General features: G+C 74.8%; 15 protein-coding genes. 5 read left to right on the top strand and 10 right to left on the bottom strand.

Features of this window, described 5'->3' with window-relative positions; all coding sequences use genetic code 11:
- Positions 1–5 precede the first annotated feature (5 nt).
- Genes ACZ6RC_RS06380 through ACZ6RC_RS06370 form a run of 3 tightly spaced genes read right to left on the bottom strand, consistent with a single transcriptional unit; the run spans position 6 to position 4083 of the window.
- On the bottom strand, positions 6–1604 hold the full coding sequence (locus ACZ6RC_RS06380; RefSeq protein WP_469579686.1) for an acyl-CoA carboxylase subunit beta: 1599 nt from the start codon (positions 1602–1604) through the stop codon (positions 6–8).
- The gene (locus ACZ6RC_RS06375; protein ID WP_469579684.1) at positions 1601–3295 is read right to left on the bottom strand and encodes an acyclic terpene utilization AtuA family protein; all 1695 of its coding nucleotides are present in this window, start codon (positions 3293–3295) and stop codon (positions 1601–1603) included. The genes ACZ6RC_RS06380 and ACZ6RC_RS06375 overlap by 4 nt, the downstream gene beginning before the upstream one ends.
- Positions 3295–4083: a TIGR03084 family metal-binding protein gene (locus ACZ6RC_RS06370; RefSeq protein WP_469579682.1), complete on the bottom strand. Its 789-nt coding sequence runs from the start codon at positions 4081–4083 to the stop codon at positions 3295–3297. The genes ACZ6RC_RS06375 and ACZ6RC_RS06370 overlap by 1 nt, the downstream gene beginning before the upstream one ends.
- Before the next feature lie 186 nt (positions 4084–4269).
- Here ACZ6RC_RS06370 and ACZ6RC_RS06365 point away from each other — a divergent pair, with 186 nt between their 5' ends.
- Entirely contained in the window at positions 4270–5409 is a 1140-nt protein-coding gene (locus ACZ6RC_RS06365; protein ID WP_469579680.1) for a hypothetical protein, read from the top strand.
- On the opposite strand, the gene ACZ6RC_RS06360 is transcribed toward ACZ6RC_RS06365, so the two are convergent.
- Positions 5387–6328 carry an EamA family transporter gene (locus ACZ6RC_RS06360; RefSeq protein WP_469579677.1) on the bottom strand — a complete coding sequence of 314 codons (942 nt, stop codon included), beginning with the start codon at positions 6326–6328 and terminating at the stop codon, positions 5387–5389. The two genes, ACZ6RC_RS06365 and ACZ6RC_RS06360, sit on opposite strands and share 23 nt — an antisense overlap.
- A gap of 123 nt (positions 6329–6451) precedes the next feature.
- On the opposite strand from ACZ6RC_RS06360, the gene ACZ6RC_RS06355 reads away from it, so the two are divergent.
- Entirely contained in the window at positions 6452–7306 is an 855-nt protein-coding gene (locus tag ACZ6RC_RS06355) for a LysR family transcriptional regulator (RefSeq protein WP_469579675.1), read from the top strand.
- Positions 7307–7374: 68 nt separating this feature from the next.
- Here the strand turns inward: ACZ6RC_RS06355 and ACZ6RC_RS06350 are convergent, their stop codons facing one another.
- Positions 7375–7968: an MBL fold metallo-hydrolase gene (locus ACZ6RC_RS06350; RefSeq protein ID WP_391143816.1), complete on the bottom strand. Its 594-nt coding sequence runs from the start codon at positions 7966–7968 to the stop codon at positions 7375–7377.
- A 153-nt stretch (positions 7969–8121) separates the two neighbouring features.
- On the opposite strand from ACZ6RC_RS06350, the gene ACZ6RC_RS06345 reads away from it, so the two are divergent.
- Positions 8122–9057: a GlxA family transcriptional regulator gene (locus ACZ6RC_RS06345; protein ID WP_469580755.1), complete on the top strand. Its 936-nt coding sequence runs from the start codon at positions 8122–8124 to the stop codon at positions 9055–9057.
- Positions 9058–9458: 401 nt separating this feature from the next.
- Here the strand turns inward: ACZ6RC_RS06345 and ACZ6RC_RS06340 are convergent, their stop codons facing one another.
- Entirely contained in the window at positions 9459–12164 is a 2706-nt protein-coding gene (locus ACZ6RC_RS06340; RefSeq protein WP_469579673.1) for an FAD-binding and (Fe-S)-binding domain-containing protein, read from the bottom strand.
- Between the two features lie 172 nt (positions 12165–12336).
- On the opposite strand from ACZ6RC_RS06340, the gene serC reads away from it, so the two are divergent.
- On the top strand, positions 12337–13455 hold the full coding sequence (gene serC / locus ACZ6RC_RS06335) for a phosphoserine transaminase (protein WP_391143810.1): 1119 nt from the start codon (positions 12337–12339) through the stop codon (positions 13453–13455).
- A gap of 99 nt (positions 13456–13554) precedes the next feature.
- Here the strand turns inward: serC and ACZ6RC_RS06330 are convergent, their stop codons facing one another.
- A complete protein-coding gene (locus tag ACZ6RC_RS06330) occupies positions 13555–13920 on the bottom strand; it encodes a cupin domain-containing protein (RefSeq protein WP_391143808.1) in 366 nt (121 codons plus the stop codon).
- A 172-nt stretch (positions 13921–14092) separates the two neighbouring features.
- Positions 14093–15097 (bottom strand): WD40 repeat domain-containing protein, encoded by a 1005-nt coding sequence (locus ACZ6RC_RS06325; RefSeq protein WP_469579671.1) that lies wholly within the window; start codon positions 15095–15097, stop codon positions 14093–14095.
- 96 nt (positions 15098–15193) lie between these two features.
- Here ACZ6RC_RS06325 and ACZ6RC_RS06320 point away from each other — a divergent pair, with 96 nt between their 5' ends.
- Positions 15194–15910, top strand: coding sequence for a GDSL-type esterase/lipase family protein (locus ACZ6RC_RS06320; protein WP_391143803.1), 717 nt, complete (start codon positions 15194–15196; stop codon positions 15908–15910).
- Positions 15911–15952: 42 nt separating this feature from the next.
- Here the strand turns inward: ACZ6RC_RS06320 and ACZ6RC_RS06315 are convergent, their stop codons facing one another.
- Positions 15953–16732: an SDR family NAD(P)-dependent oxidoreductase gene (locus tag ACZ6RC_RS06315; protein ID WP_469579668.1), complete on the bottom strand. Its 780-nt coding sequence runs from the start codon at positions 16730–16732 to the stop codon at positions 15953–15955.
- Positions 16729–17220 (bottom strand): YbaK/EbsC family protein, encoded by a 492-nt coding sequence (locus ACZ6RC_RS06310; protein ID WP_469579666.1) that lies wholly within the window; start codon positions 17218–17220, stop codon positions 16729–16731. Before ACZ6RC_RS06310 ends, ACZ6RC_RS06315 begins: the two co-directional genes overlap by 4 nt.
- Positions 17221–17222: the final 2 nt, after the last annotated feature.

The following is a 17222-nucleotide window of genomic DNA, read 5'->3' as shown; positions in this document are numbered from 1 at the left end:
AAGCCTCACATTCGGAAGACGCCGAAGCCGCCGCGGGCGCCCTCGACCGGTGCCGTGTGGATCGCGGACAGGCACAGCCCGAGGACCGTGCGGGTGTCGCGGGGGTCGATGACGCCGTCGTCGTACAGCCGCCCGGACAGGAACATCGGCAGCGACTCCGACTCGATCTGCGCCTCGACCATCGCGCGCAGACCGGCGTCGGCCTCGTCGTCGTACGGCTGTCCCTTGGCGGCGGCCGACGCGCGGGCGACGATCGAGAGGACGCCGGCAAGCTGCTGCGGGCCCATGACGGCCGATTTGGCGCTCGGCCAGGCGAAGAGGAACCGCGGGTCGTAGGCCCTGCCGCACATGCCGTAGTGGCCGGCGCCGTAGGAGGCGCCCATCAGCACGGACAGGTGCGGGACCTTCGAGTTCGCCACCGCGTTGATCATCATCGCGCCGTGCTTGATGATGCCGCCCTGCTCGTACTCCTTGCCGACCATGTAGCCGGTGGTGTTGTGGAGGAAGACCAGCGGGATGTCCCGCTGGTTCGCCAACTGGATGAACTGCGCGGCCTTCTGCGACTCGGCGGAGAACAGGACGCCCCGGGCGTTGGCGAGGATGCCCACCGGATAGCCGTGCAGGGACGCCCAGCCGGTCACCAGGCTCTGTCCGTACAGCGGCTTGAACTCGTCGAAGTCGGAGCCGTCCACGATCCGGGCGATCACCTCGCGCGGGTCGAACGGCGTCTTCAGGTCCCCCGGCACGATCCCCAGCAGCTCGTCCGTGTCGTACGCCGGGGGTGCGGCGAGGGACGGATCGGGGTGCGCCTTGCGGTGGTTGAGGCGGGCGACGATCCGGCGCGCCTGGCGCAGCGCGTCCGCCTCGTCCACGGCGTAGTGGTCGGCGAGCCCCGACGTCCGGGCGTGCATCTCGGCGCCGCCGAGCGACTCGTCGTCGCTCTCCTCCCCCGTCGCCATCTTCACCAGCGGCGGGCCGCCGAGGAAGACCTTCGACCGCTCCTTGATCATCACGGTGTGGTCGGACATGCCGGGGACGTACGCGCCGCCGGCCGTCGAATTGCCGAAGACGACCGCGAGGGTGGGGATCCCGGCGGCCGACAGCTGGGTGATGTCCCGGAACAGCGCCCCGCCCGGGATGAAGATCTCCTTCTGGGAGGGCAGGTCCGCGCCGCCGGACTCGACGAGCGCGATGCACGGCAGCCGGTTGGCGTACGCGATCTCGTTGGCGCGCAGGGCCTTCTTCAGCGTCCACGGGTTGGAGGCCCCGCCGCGCACGGTGGGGTCGTTGGCGGTGATCAGGCACTCGACGCCCTCGACGACGCCGATGCCGGTGACGATCGAGGCGCCCACCGGATAGTCGCTGCCCCAGGCGGCGAGCGGCGACAGCTCCAGGAAGGGCGTGTCGGGGTCGACCAGCAGCTCGATCCGCTCGCGGGCGAGCATCTTGCCGCGCCGGCGGTGCCGTTGGACGTACTTCTCGCCGCCGCCCGCGAGCGCCGTGGCGTGCGCGGCGTCGAGGGCGGCCAGCTTGTCGAGCATGGCGGCGCGGTGGGCGGCGTAGTCGGATCCGTCCGTGTCGAGGGCGGAGGCGAGGACGGTCACAGCAGTTCCTCCGGAATGTCGAGGGCGCGGGCGCGGAGCCATTCGCCGAGGGCCTTGGCCTGGGGGTCGAAGCGGGCCTGGGAGGCGACGCCTTCGCCGAGGAGGCCGGTGACGACGAAGTTCACCGCGCGCAGGTTCGGCAGGTCGTGGCGGACGACGGGGAGCCCTGCGGTCTCCGGCAGCAGCGCACGGAACCGCTCGACGGTCAGGGTGTGGGCCAGCCAGCGCCAGGCCGCGTCGGTGCGCACCCACACCCCGACGTTGGCGTCGCCGCCCTTGTCGCCGCTGCGGGCGCCGGCGACGAGCCCGAACGGGGCGCGCCGCACCGGTCCCGGCGGCAGCGGCTCGGGGAGCGGCGGCGCGGGCAGCAGCTCCAGCTCCCGGGTCCGCGCGGGTACGGGGAGGGCGAGCCGGGTCCCGTCGGGCAGGACGGCGGTGTGCGGGACGTCGGCGGCGGGCACGTGGGCGGCCTCGAAGACGCCGTAGGGGGCGCCCTTGCCGGGCGGGGCGGTGACGTGGAAGCCGGGGTAGCTGGCGAGGGCGAGTTCGATGGCGGCGCCGGTGAGGGCGCGGCCGACCGGTTCGGGCGCGGGGTCCCGTGCGACGAGGCGGAGGAGGGCGCTCGCGGTCTCCTCGGTGGCGGCGTCGGGCCGGTCGGTGCGGGCGAGTTCCCAGCGGAGTTCGGCGGGCCGGGAGCCGGCGCGGTCGAGCGCGTCGTCGATCTGGTCCCGGACGAGGCGGGCCTTGGCGTCGATGTCGAGGCCGGTGAGGACGAAGACGACCTCGTTGCGGAAGCCGCCGAGGCGGGTGAGTCCGGTCTTGAGGGTGGGGGGCGGGGCCTCTCCGCGCACGCCGTCGATCGCGACCCGGTCGGGGCCGGCCTGGGTGAGCCGTACGGTGTCGAGGCGGGCGGTCGCGTCGGGTCCGGCGTAGCGGGCGCCGGAGGTCTCGTAGAGGAGCTGGGCGGTGACGGTGCCGATGTCGACGACGCCGCCGGTGCCGGGGTGCTTGGTGATGACGGAGCTGCCGTCGGCGTGGATCTCGGCGAGGGGGAAGCCGGGGCGGCGGACGTCGTGGCCGGCTTGCGCGAAGAAGGCGTAGTTGCCGCCGGTGGCCTGGGTGCCGCACTCCAGGACGTGTCCGGCGACGACGGCGCCCGCCAGCCTGTCGTGCCACCCGGGATCGTCCGGGCTCCAGCCGAACCGCCACTGGGCGGGTCCGGTGACGAGGGCGGCGTCGGTGACCCGGCCGGTGACGACGACGTCCGCGCCGGCCTCCAGGCAGGCGGCGATGCCCGCGCCGCCGAGGTAGGCGTTGGCGGTGAGGGCGCCGTCCGGGGGCGGGAGGAGGTCGCCTTCGACGTGGGCGATCCGGGCGGGGACGCCGAGGCGGGCGGCCAGGGCGCGCAGGGCGTCGGCGAGCCCCGCGGGGTGGAGGCCGCCGGCGTTGGCGACGATCCGCACCCCGCGCTCGTGGGCGAGGCCGAGGCCCTCCTCCATCTGGCGCAGGAAGGTTTTGGCGTAGCCGGCGGACGGGTCCTTGAGCCGGTCGCGGCCGAGGATGAGGAGGGTGAGTTCGGCGAGGTAGTCGCCGGTGAGGACGTCGAGTTCGCCGCCGGTGAGCATCTCGCGGACGGCGTCGAAGCGGTCGCCGTAGAAGCCGGAGGCGTTGCCGATTCGCAGGACGTCCATCAGGCGTCCCGGCGCGGGCGGCCGGGGCCCGCGGGGCCGGCGAAGGCCTGGGCGATGCGGAGCCACCGCTCGGCGTCGGCGCCCTCGGCGGTCAGGGCGGTGTCGTCGCGGTGGACCCGCTGGGTGACCAGGAGGCAGAAGTCGAGGGCGGGCCCGGTGATCCGCTGGGTGGCGTCCGGCGGGCCGTAGACCCACTCCTCGCCGTCGGGGGAGGTCAGTTCGACCCGGAACGGCTCGGCCGGCGCCGGGATGCCCCGCACCAGATAGGCGTAGTCGCGGGCCCTGAGGCCGATCCACGCCACGTGCCGCAGGCGGGCGGTCGGTTCGGGCACGACGCCGAGGGCGTCGGCGACGTCCCGGCCGTGCGCCCAGGTCTCCATGAGCCGCGCGGTTCCCATGGAGGTCGCGCTCATCGGCGGCCCGTACCAGGGGAACCGGGCGCCCGCCGGTGCGGCGCGCAGGGCCTCCTGGAGCCGTTCGCGGCCGTCGCGCCAGCGGTCGAGCAGCACGGCCGGCGGCAGCGCGGCGCCCTCGGCGGCCCCGTCGTCGACGAACCGGTCGGGCGCGGCCATCGCCTTCTCCGTCTCGGCGGCGAAGGCGTCGGGGTCGGTGACGGCGAGCAGGGCGGCCCGGTCGGTCCAGGCGAGATGGGCGATCTGATGGGCGACGGTCCAGCCGGGGGCGGGGGTGGGCGCGGCCCACCTCTCGTCGGCCGCCCCTCGGACGAGCCGGTCGACCTCCTCGCTCTCCTCACGCAGATCGTCGAGGACGACGGCGGGGTCGGACACGGTGCGCTCCCCTCGGGAAGGGTGGGACACGGGCGTGAACGGTGGGACACGGGCGTGCCGAGGAGCATGGCAGCGGGCAGAGAAACAATCAAGCATGCTTGCTTGGTTTATTCGGGTACAACCTTTCGAGCGGTCGGGCCGTCCAACTGTCGGTAAAGCGTGGGTGACGAGCGGGGGGACGGACGCATGAGGCGTGGTCCGGTACGGACGGCGACGGCCATCGGGGCGACGGCCCTGCTGCTGGGTTCGCTCACAGCGACGGCACGGGCCGCGGACGCGCCGGGCGGTGTCGACGTGAAGACGACCCTGACGACGGACGTCAAGGCCGTGGCTCCGGGACGGACGGTGATCGTCGCCGTCGGGGCCGACGTCGTGTCGGGGAGCCTGCCCGCACTGGGCGTGACGATCCCCCTGCCGCGCGGGGTCACGTACGTGGAATCCCTCAGCCACCCGGCGCGCTGCACGCCGACCCCGGACGGGCGCACCCTCGCCTGCCGGACCCGGGACTCCGAGCAGCAGGTCGGGGAGCAGGTGCGCCTGAAGCTCGGCAAGGACGTGCCGGCGGGCACCACGCTCGCCTTCACGGCCACCGCGGACCTCGGCGACGCGGTCGACACCAGGCCCGAGGACAACACCGCGACCGCGACGGTCGACGTCCGCACGGGCAATGACGTGGGCGTGGAGTGGAAGGCGCCGACCGGTTCCGTGCGGCCGGGCGAGAAGGTCCGGACCGAGCTGGTGGTGACCAACCACGGGCCCGGACGGATCGAGAGCTTCGTGGTGCACCTGTCCCTCTACGGCGACTACGGCGACTACTGGCCGGGGGGCTACGACAAGGCGTGCTGGGCCGACCCCGGCTCCCTCGTCTGCGACCTGTACGACGGCCTGGCCCCCGGCGAGAGCTACGCCCTCCCCTTCACCTGGACGTTCCCGCAGAAGGCCGCGGGGACGACCTTCCGCGTCCCGGCCGGGCTCTACCCGGCCGACATCCTCGACCCCGAGACCGCCAACGATGGCGACGACCTGGTGCTCCGGATCGCGAAGGGGCCGAAGCCCACCCCGACCCCCACCCCGACCACCACCCCGACGACCGGACCGCCGAGCCCGAAGCCCACCGCGACCCCGACGCCGACCGCGTCCACCACGGCCCCGGCCCCGTCCGCCACCCCGACGGGCGGCTCCGGTTCCGGTACCGGGGGCGAGCTGGCCGACACGGGCAGCGGGTCGACGGCCGCGGCCGCCGGCCTGGCCGGGGCGCTGATCCTCGCCGGAGGGCTCGCGTTGCTCGTGCGGCCCCGCAAGGTCAGCGGTCGGCCGCGCGCCTGACCTGGGTGCGGACCGCGCCCATGCTGGCCGCGATGACGAGCGCGATGGCCAGCGCGTCCGTCGGGGACAGCGCCTGACTCAGCACGAGGAAACCGGCGGTCGCCGCGATCGCCGGCTCCAGGCTCATCAGGATCGCGAAGGTGGGCGCGGGCAGACGGCGCAGCGCCAGCAGTTCGAGGGTGTACGGCAGGACGGAGGAGAGCAGGGCGACGGCGAGGCCCAGGCCGATCGTCGACGGCACGAGGAGCCGGTCACCCGCCTCCACGAGCCCGAGGGGCAGGCTGAGGACCGCGCCGAAGGCCATCGCGAGCGCGAGACCGTCCGCCTGCGGGAAGCGGCGGCCGGTACGGGCGCTGAAGACGATGTAGGTCGCCCACATCGCCCCGGCGGCGAGCGCGAACGCCGCGCCCACCGGATCGAGCCGGTCGAACCCGCCGCCCCCGAGCAGGACGACGCCGCCGAGGGCGAGCCCGGCCCACAGCAGGTTCACCAGCCGTCGGGAGGCCACCACGGACAGGACCAGCGGGCCGAGGACCTCCAGGGTGACGGCGGCGCCGAGCGGGATCCGGTCGGCCGCCTGGTAGAAGAGGACGTTCATGCCCGCCATGGCGGTGCCGAAGGCGACGACCGTGCCCCAGTCCGCGCGGCCGTAGCCGCGGACCTTCGGGCGGCAGACGACCAGCAGGACCACGGCGGCCAGGACCAGGCGCAGCGTGACCACACCGAGCGCGCCGGCCCGGGGCATCAGCAGGACCGCCAGGGCCGATCCGAACTGCACGGACAGACCGCCGGTGACGACCAGCGCCACGGGGCCGAGGCGGTTCGCGCGCCCGGTCCCCGCGGAGGCGGCCGCGGCCTCCGGCACGGAGACGGCGGCGATGTCCTTGACCGGGCTGTCCACCGGCTCACTCCCTTGCATGGTCCAACGTGCTGCACTTCCAGTCCAGGATAGTGCACTCGCCTCCCGGGCTCCGACTGCCACCGTACGAACCCCCGCGCCGCACCGGAAATGCCGATTGGGCTGCGGTTATGCTCGAAGGACATGGGCATCGAGCTGCGTCATCTCCGCTCCTTCCTCGCCATCGCCGAGGAGGGCAACGTGACGAGGGCCGCCGCCCGGCTCCACCTCACCCAACCGGCCGTCTCCCGCACGCTCGCCGCCCTGGAACGCCACCTCGGCGTCCGCCTCGTCGACCGCTCCACCCACCACCTCTCCCTCACCGCCGAGGGCCGCGCCTTCCACGACCGGGCCGCCGCGGCCGTCGCCGCCTTCGACACCGCCCTCGACCCGGAGCGCCTGCGCCACCGGCCGCTGCGCCTCGGCCACGCCTGGGCGGCCTTCGGTCCGTACACCACCCCGCTGCTCCGGCGCTGGCAGCACGAACACCCCGAGACCCCGCTCGAACTCCTCCGCGTCGACGACCGCACGGCCGGTCTCGTACGCGGCGAGGTGGACGCGGCCCTGCTGCGCGGACCGGTGGACGCGCCGGGCCTCGCCACGGAGGAGCTGATCACGGAGACCCGGATCGCCGCCCTCCCCGCGGACAGTCCGCTGGCGGACCGGACGACGGTGCTCCTCGCGGACCTCGCGTCCGAGACGGTCGTCCTCAACACCGTCTCCGGCACGACGACCCTCGACCTCTGGCCCGCCTCCCCCCGGCCGGCCGGCACGCTCACCGTCGCCAACACCGACGACTGGCTCACCGCGATCGCCGCGGGCCGGGGCGTCGGCGTCTCGGCCGCCTCCACCGCGGACATGCACCCGCACCCGGGCGTCGCCTACCGCCCCCTCACCGACGCGCCCGCCGTCCACACCGTCCTGGCGTGGCGCGACGCGGCCCCGCACCCGGCGACCGGGGCGCTGGTCGCCCTCGCCCGCGAGATCACCCGCACCTGAGCCCGCCACCGGGCCGCGAGCCCGGGGCCGTACGCCCAGGACCGGCTCACCAGGCCGGAACGGCTCCCCTAGACCGGCACTTGGTCCACCGTCGCGAACGGCGCCCCGTGGCCCGGCACGATCACGTCCGACGCCGCCATGACCCGCAGGCGCGAGGTGCGCAGCACGTCGCGGTCCGGGGCCACCGGGTCGTCCGCCGGGCCGTCCGGGCGCCACCACAGGTCTCCGACGAAGGCCACCACCCCGTCCGCCGTGCCCGCGAGGAGGGTGATGTCCTCGGCGCTGTGGCCGGGGGTGCGGATCAGGCGCAGGGAGCCGGTGAGTTCGTGGCCCTCCGCGTCCCGGTCGGTCCACTGGTCGTCGAGGTACTCCGCCTTGTGGTCGTGGACGCGGGCCCGGCCGAAGAGGCCGACGTTCATGGTGTTGTCGGGGTGGTGGTGGCTGAGCACGACGTCGGTGATGTCGTCCGGTCCCAGCCCCAGTCCGGCGAGCGGACCGAGGATGCGGTCCCGGTGCGCCACCATGCCCGGATCGACGATCACGTGCCGGTCGCCGTCCCGGACGTACGACACGGTGGCGGCGACGCCGGGGCCGGTGGAGGTGGTGTAACCGGTGGTCAGAACGGTGTAGCGGGCGCTGGTGCCGAGCGGGTTCTCTGTCATGCCCCCTACTCTCGTCGGCCCCCCGGACCGCCACGAGTGGCCGTACTGCCACCGATCGCGGGATTCCTGCCACGAGGGGCGCCCCGCGTGCCACACTCGCCGCATGAAGGTCACCGCGTGAAGGTCGCCGCCTACGCCCCGCCGCGCGTCGGCATGCTCGCCGCCGGTCTCGTCGCCGAGGTGTTCGCCGCCCGGGCCCCGGGCCTGCCTCTCTTCGACTTCGCGCTCTGCGCCGAACGGCCCGGGCAGGTCCCCACCGACGTCGGGGTGCCGCTCGCCGTGACGCACGGCCTCGACCGGATCGCCTCCGCCGATCTCGTACTCGCCCTGCCCTGGGCCGACTTCCGCACCCCGCCGCCCGATGCCGTGCTCGACGCGCTGCGGGCCGCCCACGCGCGCGGCGCGCTGGTCGGGGCGCACTGCGTGGGGACGTTCGCGCTGGCCGCCGCGGGGCTGCTCGACGGCCTGCGGGCCACCACGCACTGGCGGTTCGCCGAACTCCTCGCCCGCCGCCACCCGTCGCTCACCGTCGAGCCGGATGCCCTCTACGTCGACGAGGGCCGGATCCTCACCGGCGCGGGGGCCGCCGCCGGATTCGACCTCTGCCTGCACCTGCTGCGCCGCGAGTACGGCGCCGCCGCCGCCAACGCCGTCGCCCGCGACCTCGTCCTGCCGCCGCACCGCGACGGCGGTCAGGCGCAGTACCTGGCCGCGCCCGTCCCCGAGGACGGCGAGGACGAGCGGCTCGCCGACGTGCTGGCCTGGGCCCGCGCGCACCTCCACGAGCCGCTGCCGGTGGCGGAGTTGGCCCGGCGCGCGCTGATGAGCCGTCGCTCCTTCGCCCGCCGCTTCACGGCCGCGACGGGCACCACCCCGCACGCGTGGGTGCTGGGCCTGCGGCTGGCGCGGGCCGAGGAGCTGCTGGAGACCACGGAGCTGCCGGTCGAGGAGATCGCCCGGCGCGTCGGCTACGGCAGCGCGGCGGTCCTGCGCGAACAGTTCGTCCGCCGCCGCGGCGTCCCGCCCCGCAGCTACCGCCGTACGTTCAGCAGGATGGAGGCGGCCGGGCTCCCCGGCGGCGGCGCCTGAGCCGGCCGGCACGGCGGCGCGCGAGGCCCCGGAGCGGGCGGGCGAACGGGGTGTCGAGCAGGCGCGGGGCGGGGCACCCGGGGGGACGGGCAGGCGCCGCGAGGCGGCGACGGGCGCCCTGAGGGCGTGATTCGGCGGTCCCGGCCTGGTCAGGCCTCCCCCGCCCTGGGCTGGGTCCGAGCCCAACCGGCCGGCTCAGGCCTCCCCCGCCCTGGGCTGGGTCCGAGCCCAACCGGCCGGCTCAAGCATCCCCCGCCCTGGGCTGGGTCCGAGCCCAACCGGCCGGTTCAAGCCTCCCGGCCCTGGGCTGGGTCCGAGCCCAACCGGCCGGCTCAAGCATCCCGGCCCCGGGCCGAGTCCGTAAGGCCCCGGCCGGCCGACAAGGTCCGACCCCGGCCGGCTCAGGCCTCCCGGCCGTGGATCGCCTCCGCGAGGACCTCCGCCAGGTGCCGCCCCCGGCGCTCCGTCAGGTGCTCGATCTGCGTGCGGCAGGAGAAGCCGTCGGCGAGGACGACCGCCTCCTCGCCCGCCGCGCCGAGCGCGGGCAGGAGCTGGTCCTGCGCACAGGCCACCGACACGTCGTAGTGCCCGGGTTCAAAACCGAAGTTGCCCGCCAGGCCGCAGCAGCCGCCGCTCAGCGGGCCGCGCAGACCCGCGCGTTCCCGCAGCCGGCGCTCGGCCGCGTCGCCGAGGACGGCGTGCTGGTGGCAGTGCGTCTGCCCCACCGTCTCGCGGTCCAGGCGCGGCGGTCGCCATCCGGGCGCCAGCTCCTCCAGGCCCTGGGCGAAGGTCCGTACGGAGGAGGCCAGGCGGCGGGCCCGGGGGTCGTCGGGCAGGAGCTCCGGCAGATCGGTCGTCAGGGTGGCCGCGCAGGACGGTTCGAGGACCACGACCGGGCCCGTCGCGGCCTCCATGACGTCGAGCGTCCGGCGCATGACCGTGCGCGCCCGGTCGAGCTGGCCCGTGGAGACGTAGGTGAGCCCGCAGCACACCCGGCCCGGGGGCAGCCCGACGCGGACGCCCGCCGCCTCCAGGACCCGTACCGCCGCGCGTCCCACCTGGGGGGCGAGGTGGTTGGTGAAGGTGTCCGGCCACAACAGGGCGTCGGAGGGGGTCTCCAGGCGCGTGCCGAACCAGGAGACGAACGTCCGGGACGCGACGCGCGGGAAGGCGCGCTCCGGGGTGGTGCCGGCGAGACGGGCGGCGAAGGGCAGCGCGGCGCCGAGGTTCAGGGCCGGACCGAACCAGCGCAGCCACTGCGGAAGCCGGCCCATCGTGACGTGCGACCACGGCCGCCGCCTGCCCTCGTAGTGACGGTGGAGGAACTCCGCCTTGTACGCCGCCATGTCGATGCCCACCGGGCAGTCGCTCCGGCACCCCTTGCACGACAGGCACAGGTCGAGGGCCTCCAGGACCTCCTCCGAACGCCAGCCGTCCGTGACCACCTCGCCGAGGGCCATCTCGTGCAGCAGCCTCGCCCGGCCCCGGGTCGAGTGCCGCTCCTCCCCCGTCGCGCGGTACGACGGACACATCACGCCCGGCCCGGCGCTCGGCCCCGCCACCCGGCACTTGGCGACGCCGACGCACCGGACCGCCTCCGGGACGACCACCGGCAGCCCGGTGAAGCGCAGGTTCTCGTCCAGCCGGGCCGGCCGCACCAGCGTGCCCGGGTTCAGGCCGCCGTCCGGATCCCACAGGTCCTTGACCTCGCCGAAGAGGCGGACCAGACCGGGGCCGTACATCCTCGGCAGCAGTTCGGCCCGCGCCTGCCCGTCCCCGTGCTCCCCCGACAGCGAGCCGCCGTGCCCGACCACGAGGTCCGCCACCGCCTCCGAGAACTCCCGGAACCGCCCCACACCCCGCTCCGTCCACAGGTCGAAGTCGATGCGGACGTGGACGCAGCCGTCGCCGAAGTGCCCGTACGGCGTCCCGCGCAGCCCGTACTCCGCGAGCAGCGCCCGGAACGCGCGCAGATACGAGCCGAGGCGCGCGGGCGGCACCGCGCAGTCCTCCCACCCCGGCCAGGCCTCCGTCCCGTCGGGCATCCGGGTCGCCGTCCCGGCCGCGTCCTCGCGGATCCGCCACAGCGCCCGCCGGCCGGCCGGATCGGTCACCACCGCCGCGTCCAGGGCGTCCGCCGCCCGGACCAGCGCCCGCGCCGCCGGCTCCCCGTCCATCTCGACGAACAGCCACGCACCGCCGCGCGGCAGCCCCACCGCGCCCCGCACCAGATCGGCGGCCATCCCCTCCACCGTCAGCGGCCTGTGCGCGAGAAGCTCCACCGCCGCGTCGGCGGCCGCGCCCTCGTCCGGGTACCCGAGGACGGCGAGGACGGGCGAGGCCGGCGCCGCCACGAGCCGTACGGTCGCCTCCGTCAGCACCCCCAGCGTGCCCTCGCTCCCGCAGAACGACCGGGCCACGTCCGCGCCCCGCTCCGGCAGCAGGGCGTCGAGCGCGTAGCCGGAGATCCGGCGGGGCAGGCCGTCGGGGTACCCGGTCCGCAGCTCCGCCAGATGCCCGTCGACCAGCCTCCGCAGCCCGTCCGGCGCGCCCTGCCAGTCCCGGCCGGGGCGTAGCCGCGTCCCGCCGTAGGTGAGGACGTCGAGCCCCAGGACGTTGTCGGCGGTGGTCCCCCAGGCGACCGAGTGCGCCCCGCACGCGTTGTTGCCGATCATGCCGCCGAGCGTGCAGCGGCTGTGCGTGGACGGGTCGGGTCCGAAGGTCAGCCCGTGCGGGCGGGCAGCCTCCCGCAGCCGGTCCAGGACGAGCCCGGGCTGGACGACGGCCGTCCGCGCCTCGGGGTCCAGGGAGAGCAGCGCCCGCATGTGGCGGGTGAAGTCGAGGACGACGCCGGTGCCGGTCGCCTGCCCGGCGATCGAGGTCCCGCCGCCGCGCGCCACCACCGGCACCGCGAACTCCCGGCACACCGACAGGGCCGCCGCCACGTCCGCCGCGTCACGCGGGGCGACCACGCCGAGCGGCACCCGGCGGTAGTTGGACGCGTCCATGGTCATCAGGGCCCGTGCGGTGGTCCCGAAGTCGACGTCCCCGGCCACGGCGGCGCGGAGCGCCTCTTCCAGTCCCTCGTGTCGCTCGTCTTCTCCCACCCGGCCAGGATGGCCCACCGGGCGTCCCCTCCGCCGTCCCGGCGACCGTCCCCGCGAGCCGCCGCGACCGTCCCCACCGGCGCCTTGGCGACGTCTCACCGGCGTCCCGGCGGCCGTCTCATCCGGCGGACATCGTCTGACGCGGCCCTTCCGACCGGATACGCTCCGTCTCGTGGCTGAGATCCGGATTCCCGCTGACATCAAGCCCGCCGACGGCCGTTTCGGCGCGGGCCCCTCCAAGGTGCGTACGGAGGCGCTGGACGCCCTGGCCGCCACCGGCACCTCCCTCCTCGGCACGTCCCACCGCCAGGCCCCGGTCAAGAACCTGGTCGGCGAGGTACGTGCCGGAGTGCGTGACCTCTTCTCGCTGCCCGAGGGCTACGAGGTGATCCTGGGCAACGGCGGCTCGACCGCCTTCTGGGACATCGCGACCCACGGGCTGATCGAGTCGAAGTCGCAGCACCTCACCTTCGGCGAGTTCTCCTCCAAGTTCGCGAAGGCCGCCAAGCTGGCCCCCTGGCTGGCCGAGCCGACCGTGATCTCCTCCGACCCGGGCACCCACCCGGAGCCGCGGGCCGAGGCGGGCGTCGACGTCTACGCGTACACCCACAACGAGACCTCCACCGGTGTCGCGGCCCCGGTCAAGCGGGTCGCGGGCGCCGACGAGGGCGCGCTCGTCCTGGTCGACGCGACCTCCGGCGCGGGCGGCCTGCCGGTCGACATCACCGAGTCGGACGTCTACTACTTCGCCCCGCAGAAGTCCTTCGCCGCCGACGGCGGCCTGTGGCTGGCGGCGTTCTCCCCGGCCGCCCTGGAGCGCGCGAAGAAGATCCACGAGTCCGGCCGCCACATCCCGGAGTTCTTCTCCCTCCCGACGGCGATCGACAACTCGCTGAAGAACCAGACGTACAACACCCCGGCCCTCTCGACCCTCTTCCTGCTGAACGAGCAGCTGAAGTGGATCAACGGCCAGGGTGGCCTCGACTGGGCCGTGGCCCGTACGAAGCAGTCGTCGCAGGCGCTGTACGGCTGGGCCGAGGAGTCCAAGTACGCGACGCCGTTCGTCACGGACCCGGCCAAGCGCTCGCAGGTCATCGGCACGATCGACTTCGCCGACGACATCGACGCGGCGGCGGTCGCCAAGGCGCTGCGCGCCAACGGCATCGTGGACACCGAGCCGTACCGCAAGCTGGGCCGCAACCAGCTGCGCGTGGCGATGTTCCCGGCGGTCGACCCGGCGGACGTGCAGGCCCTGACGGCGTGCGTCGACTACGTGATCGAGAAGCTGTAGTCGTACCGAAGCAACCGAAGACGACGACGAGGGCCCGGCGGTGTGTCACCGCCGGGCCCTCGCCGTGCCCCGTCCCCCGTCGTCCCTCACCCGGTCCGCTCAGCCCGACTGGGCCTTCACGTGGTCGATCACCTCGTTGAACTCGACGGTCGGCGAGAACTCCACGACGTCGACGTCCTCCAGCGCTTCGGGCGCGTGCCCGGGACCCCAGTAGTAGGCCTGTCCCGCCTCGTAGGTCTCCTCGCCCGAGGCGGTCCGCATCCTGATCCGGCCCTTGAGCAGATAGCCCCAGTGGGGGCACTGGCAGAGGTCGTCTTCCAGCCCCTTGAGCGCCGGTCCCATGTCGGTGCCCTGGGGAAGGTGGATGAAGGCGACGGTCATGTCGCCTCCGGCCTCACGCATACGGAAGTCCAGTCCCCCGCCCTCCATGGCGACGGGGGTGTCCTCGCGAGTGAATCCGGTCATGGTTCCTCCACGCCTCTCACGACCGGCCCGGTCCCGGCGTCGGGTCCTCCGGTCTCCGACGACCGGTCTCCTTCCAGTCTCGACCCGGGGGCGCGCCGGGTCGACGCGGGCGCCTCGGCGGCTCTTCGCCGCCGGTCCTTCGGCGGTCGGCCCCGCCGTGGGCCGGGGGCGGTCAGCCCCGCCGCAGGAGGCGCTTTCCGCCGAGGACCAGGGCGGTGGCGAGACCGAGGACGATCACGCCCGTCGTGAAGTCGCCTTCCCCGCCCTCCTTGTCGTTCCCGGCGTTCCCGTCACCCCCGCCGCCCTTGCCGCCGTCCGACGGGGTCGACGGGCCCCCGGACGCCGAGGGGCTCCGGCCGCCGCCCGGCGCCTCCACCCGGACGACCCGGCTCTCCTTCCCCTCCGAGCCGAACATCAGCGCCGACCCGTCCTTCGTGTACGTGACCGACTCCGCCTGCCCCTGGAACGGCGCGCCCGCGGAGACGCCCTCCCCGGAGAGCCTGCCGTCCTTCCAGGCGTAGGCGCGGGCGGAGAAGTAGCCGCGCAGGACGAGCGTTCCGCCGTCCGGCGAGAAGGCGCCGTCCGTCACCCACGGCACCTCGCCGATCCGCCGGAAGACGTTCGTGCCGGACGACGAGAGCCGCTCGGGGCCGGCGTAGAGCCCGCCGCCGTCCTCATGCTTGCTGGCGATGTAGACCCGGCCGGTCTTCGGATGGACCATCAGCGCCTCGGCGTTGCGGGCGCCGTCGGCGTACGTCACGTCGTACTGCCTCGCCCGCACGGTCTGGTCCTCGAGGACCTTCGGCTCCGGGAAGCGGTAGATCCACACGTGGTCCCAGGAGCCGTCCAGGTTGTCGCCGATGTCGCCGACGTAGATGTCCCCGTCGGGGCCGACGGAGACGGCCTCCATGTCGCGGGGGGTGCCGACGCCCTTCATGGTGAGCGTGGCGACGGTCTCGCCGGTACGCGAGTCGATGCCGTAGATCAGCGGCGCGTCCTGGTCGTTGTGCGTCCAGTAGATCCCCGGGTGGGCCCGGCTGGCGGCCAGGCCGCTGGACTCGGCGATCCGGGCGTCCTTGATGGTGAAGTCCCGGTCGGCCTCGGCGGCCCCGGCCGGGCCGGCCGCGGCGAGCAGGAGGAGGGCCGCGGCACCGGAGGCGTACAGGAGCGAGCGCATGGACCCAAGCGTGCCACGTGCGGCCGCGGAGCCGGCCCGGTGCCGTGTCCGGGATCACGTCGCAGGCCGTCGCCACCGTCGGTGATGATGGTGACCATGCGTTTCATGTTCGTCGGTGACAGTTGCACGATCGGCAGTGCCGGCGACTGCACATGGCGCTACCGGATGTGGCAGCACCTGGAGTCCGGCCCGGGCGGTCCGTACGAGATCGTCGGACCGCGCACCGAGCTGTACGACAAGGACGCCGGCGGGCCCCTCTCGCACGCCTACGCCGACCCGGCCTTCCCCGCCGCCGCCCGGCGCCATCTGGCGGGCTGGGGCGAGGGCTGGCTGCACATGGCGCCGCTGATCGGCGAGGCGGTGACCGCCACGCGGGCGGACGTCCTGCTGGTCTTCCTCGGCCTGATAGACCTCGGCTTCTACACGAACAGCGACCAGACGGCCGACAACGTCCGCGCCTTCGTCGCCGCCGCCCGCGCGGCGAACCCGCACGTCCGGGCCGTCCTGATGCCCGTCATCCCCAACGTCCGCGCCACGTACGACGCGCCCTTCGCCGCCGAGTGCGCCCGTTTCAACGAGCTGCTCGCCAAGGCCGTCGCCGACCTGGACACGGCGGCCTCGCCGCTGCTGCTCGCCACCACCCCGGAGTCGTACGACCTCGGCACGGACACCTACGACGGCACCCACCCCGGCCCGACCGGCGAGCACAAGCTGGCGGGGGCCTTCGCGGACGCGATGCACCAGGCATGGGGGCTCGGCTCGCCGTACCGCCACGTCCACGGCCCCCGCGAGGCGACGGCCGCCGCGCTCTGAGCGGAGCCGTCCGACGGGCCGTGCGCCGGGCGTGCCGGGTTGTCAGTGGGCGGTCCAGCCACCGTCCACCGGCAGGACCGCACCGGTGAGATAGGACGCCGCCGGGCTCGCCAACAGCAGCGCGGCGCCGACGAGTTCGTCCGGTTCGGCCCAGCGCCCCATCGGGACCTGGTGGTCGAGGAAGTCCCGGACGCGCGGGTCGTCGTCGACGCCCTCGTTCAACGGTGTGCGGAAGGGGCCCGGGGCCAGCGCGTTGACGCAGACGCCGGTGCCCGCGAGTTCGACCCCGAGGCTGCGGGTGAGCTGGACCACCGCGCCCTTGGCGGCGGCGTAGCCCGCGCGGCCCGCGCCGCCGACGAGCCCCAGAGCGCTGGCGAGGGTGACGATGCGGCCGTACCCGGCCCGGCGCATCGTGGGCACGACGGCCTGGCAGGCGAGGAACGTTCCGACGACGTTGACGTCCAGACAGCGCCGCAGCGTGGCGGCGTCGAGCGTGTCGAGGGTGCCCCGGGCCTGGATCCCGGCGCTGGTGACGAGCACGTCCAGGCGGCCGTACCGGCCGACGACGTGCCGGGCGAGGTCGTGGACCGATCCGTCCTCGGTCACGTCGCAGGAGACCCCCTCGGCCGTACCGCCGGTCCGCGCGGCGATGCCGGCCGCGGCCCGCGCGCACGCCTCCGGGCGCCGGCCGGCCACCACCACCGCGGCTCCGGCGGACGCCAGACCGAGCGCGATGGCCCGGCCGAGCCCGCTCGACCCCCCGGTGACCAGCGCCACCTGCCCGGTCAGATCCGTCCCCGGGCCGGCCGGGCCCCCGGTCACGGTCCGACGGGGAGCAGGAGCCCGCCCGTGAGCCGGAGGAGTTCACCGGCGGTGGTGGGGAAGACCGTACGGGGAGTCCCGGCGGCGGCCCAGATCCGGGGGTGTTCGGTCAGGGCCGTGTCGACCACGGTGGGAAGCGTCCGGGGATGGCCGACCGGCGCCACGCCCCCGATCGCCTGCCCGGTGGCCTCGCGCACCTGTTCCGGGGTGGCGCGCCGGAGCCCGCCACGCCCCCACCGGGCGGCGAGGGCCGTGGTGTCCACCTGGTGCCGGCCGCTGGTCAGCACCAGGACGGGCTCGTCGTCGGAGAGGAAGACGAGGCTGTTGGCGATGGCGCCCACCTCGCACCCGAGAGCCGCGGCGGCCTCAGCGGCCGTGCGGGCGGACTCCGTCAGCTCGCGCACGCGGCCTTCGACGCCGGCCTCGGCGAGGGCGCGTGCCACCTCCCTGCTGCGCGCGGGGAGGGACGTGTGTTCCCGGGACTCCATGC

The organism is Streptomyces sp. NPDC048353 (genome assembly GCF_055587165.1).
The sequence above is the reverse complement of the archived record's forward strand: the minus strand, read 5'-3'. Positions and strand labels throughout refer to the sequence as shown.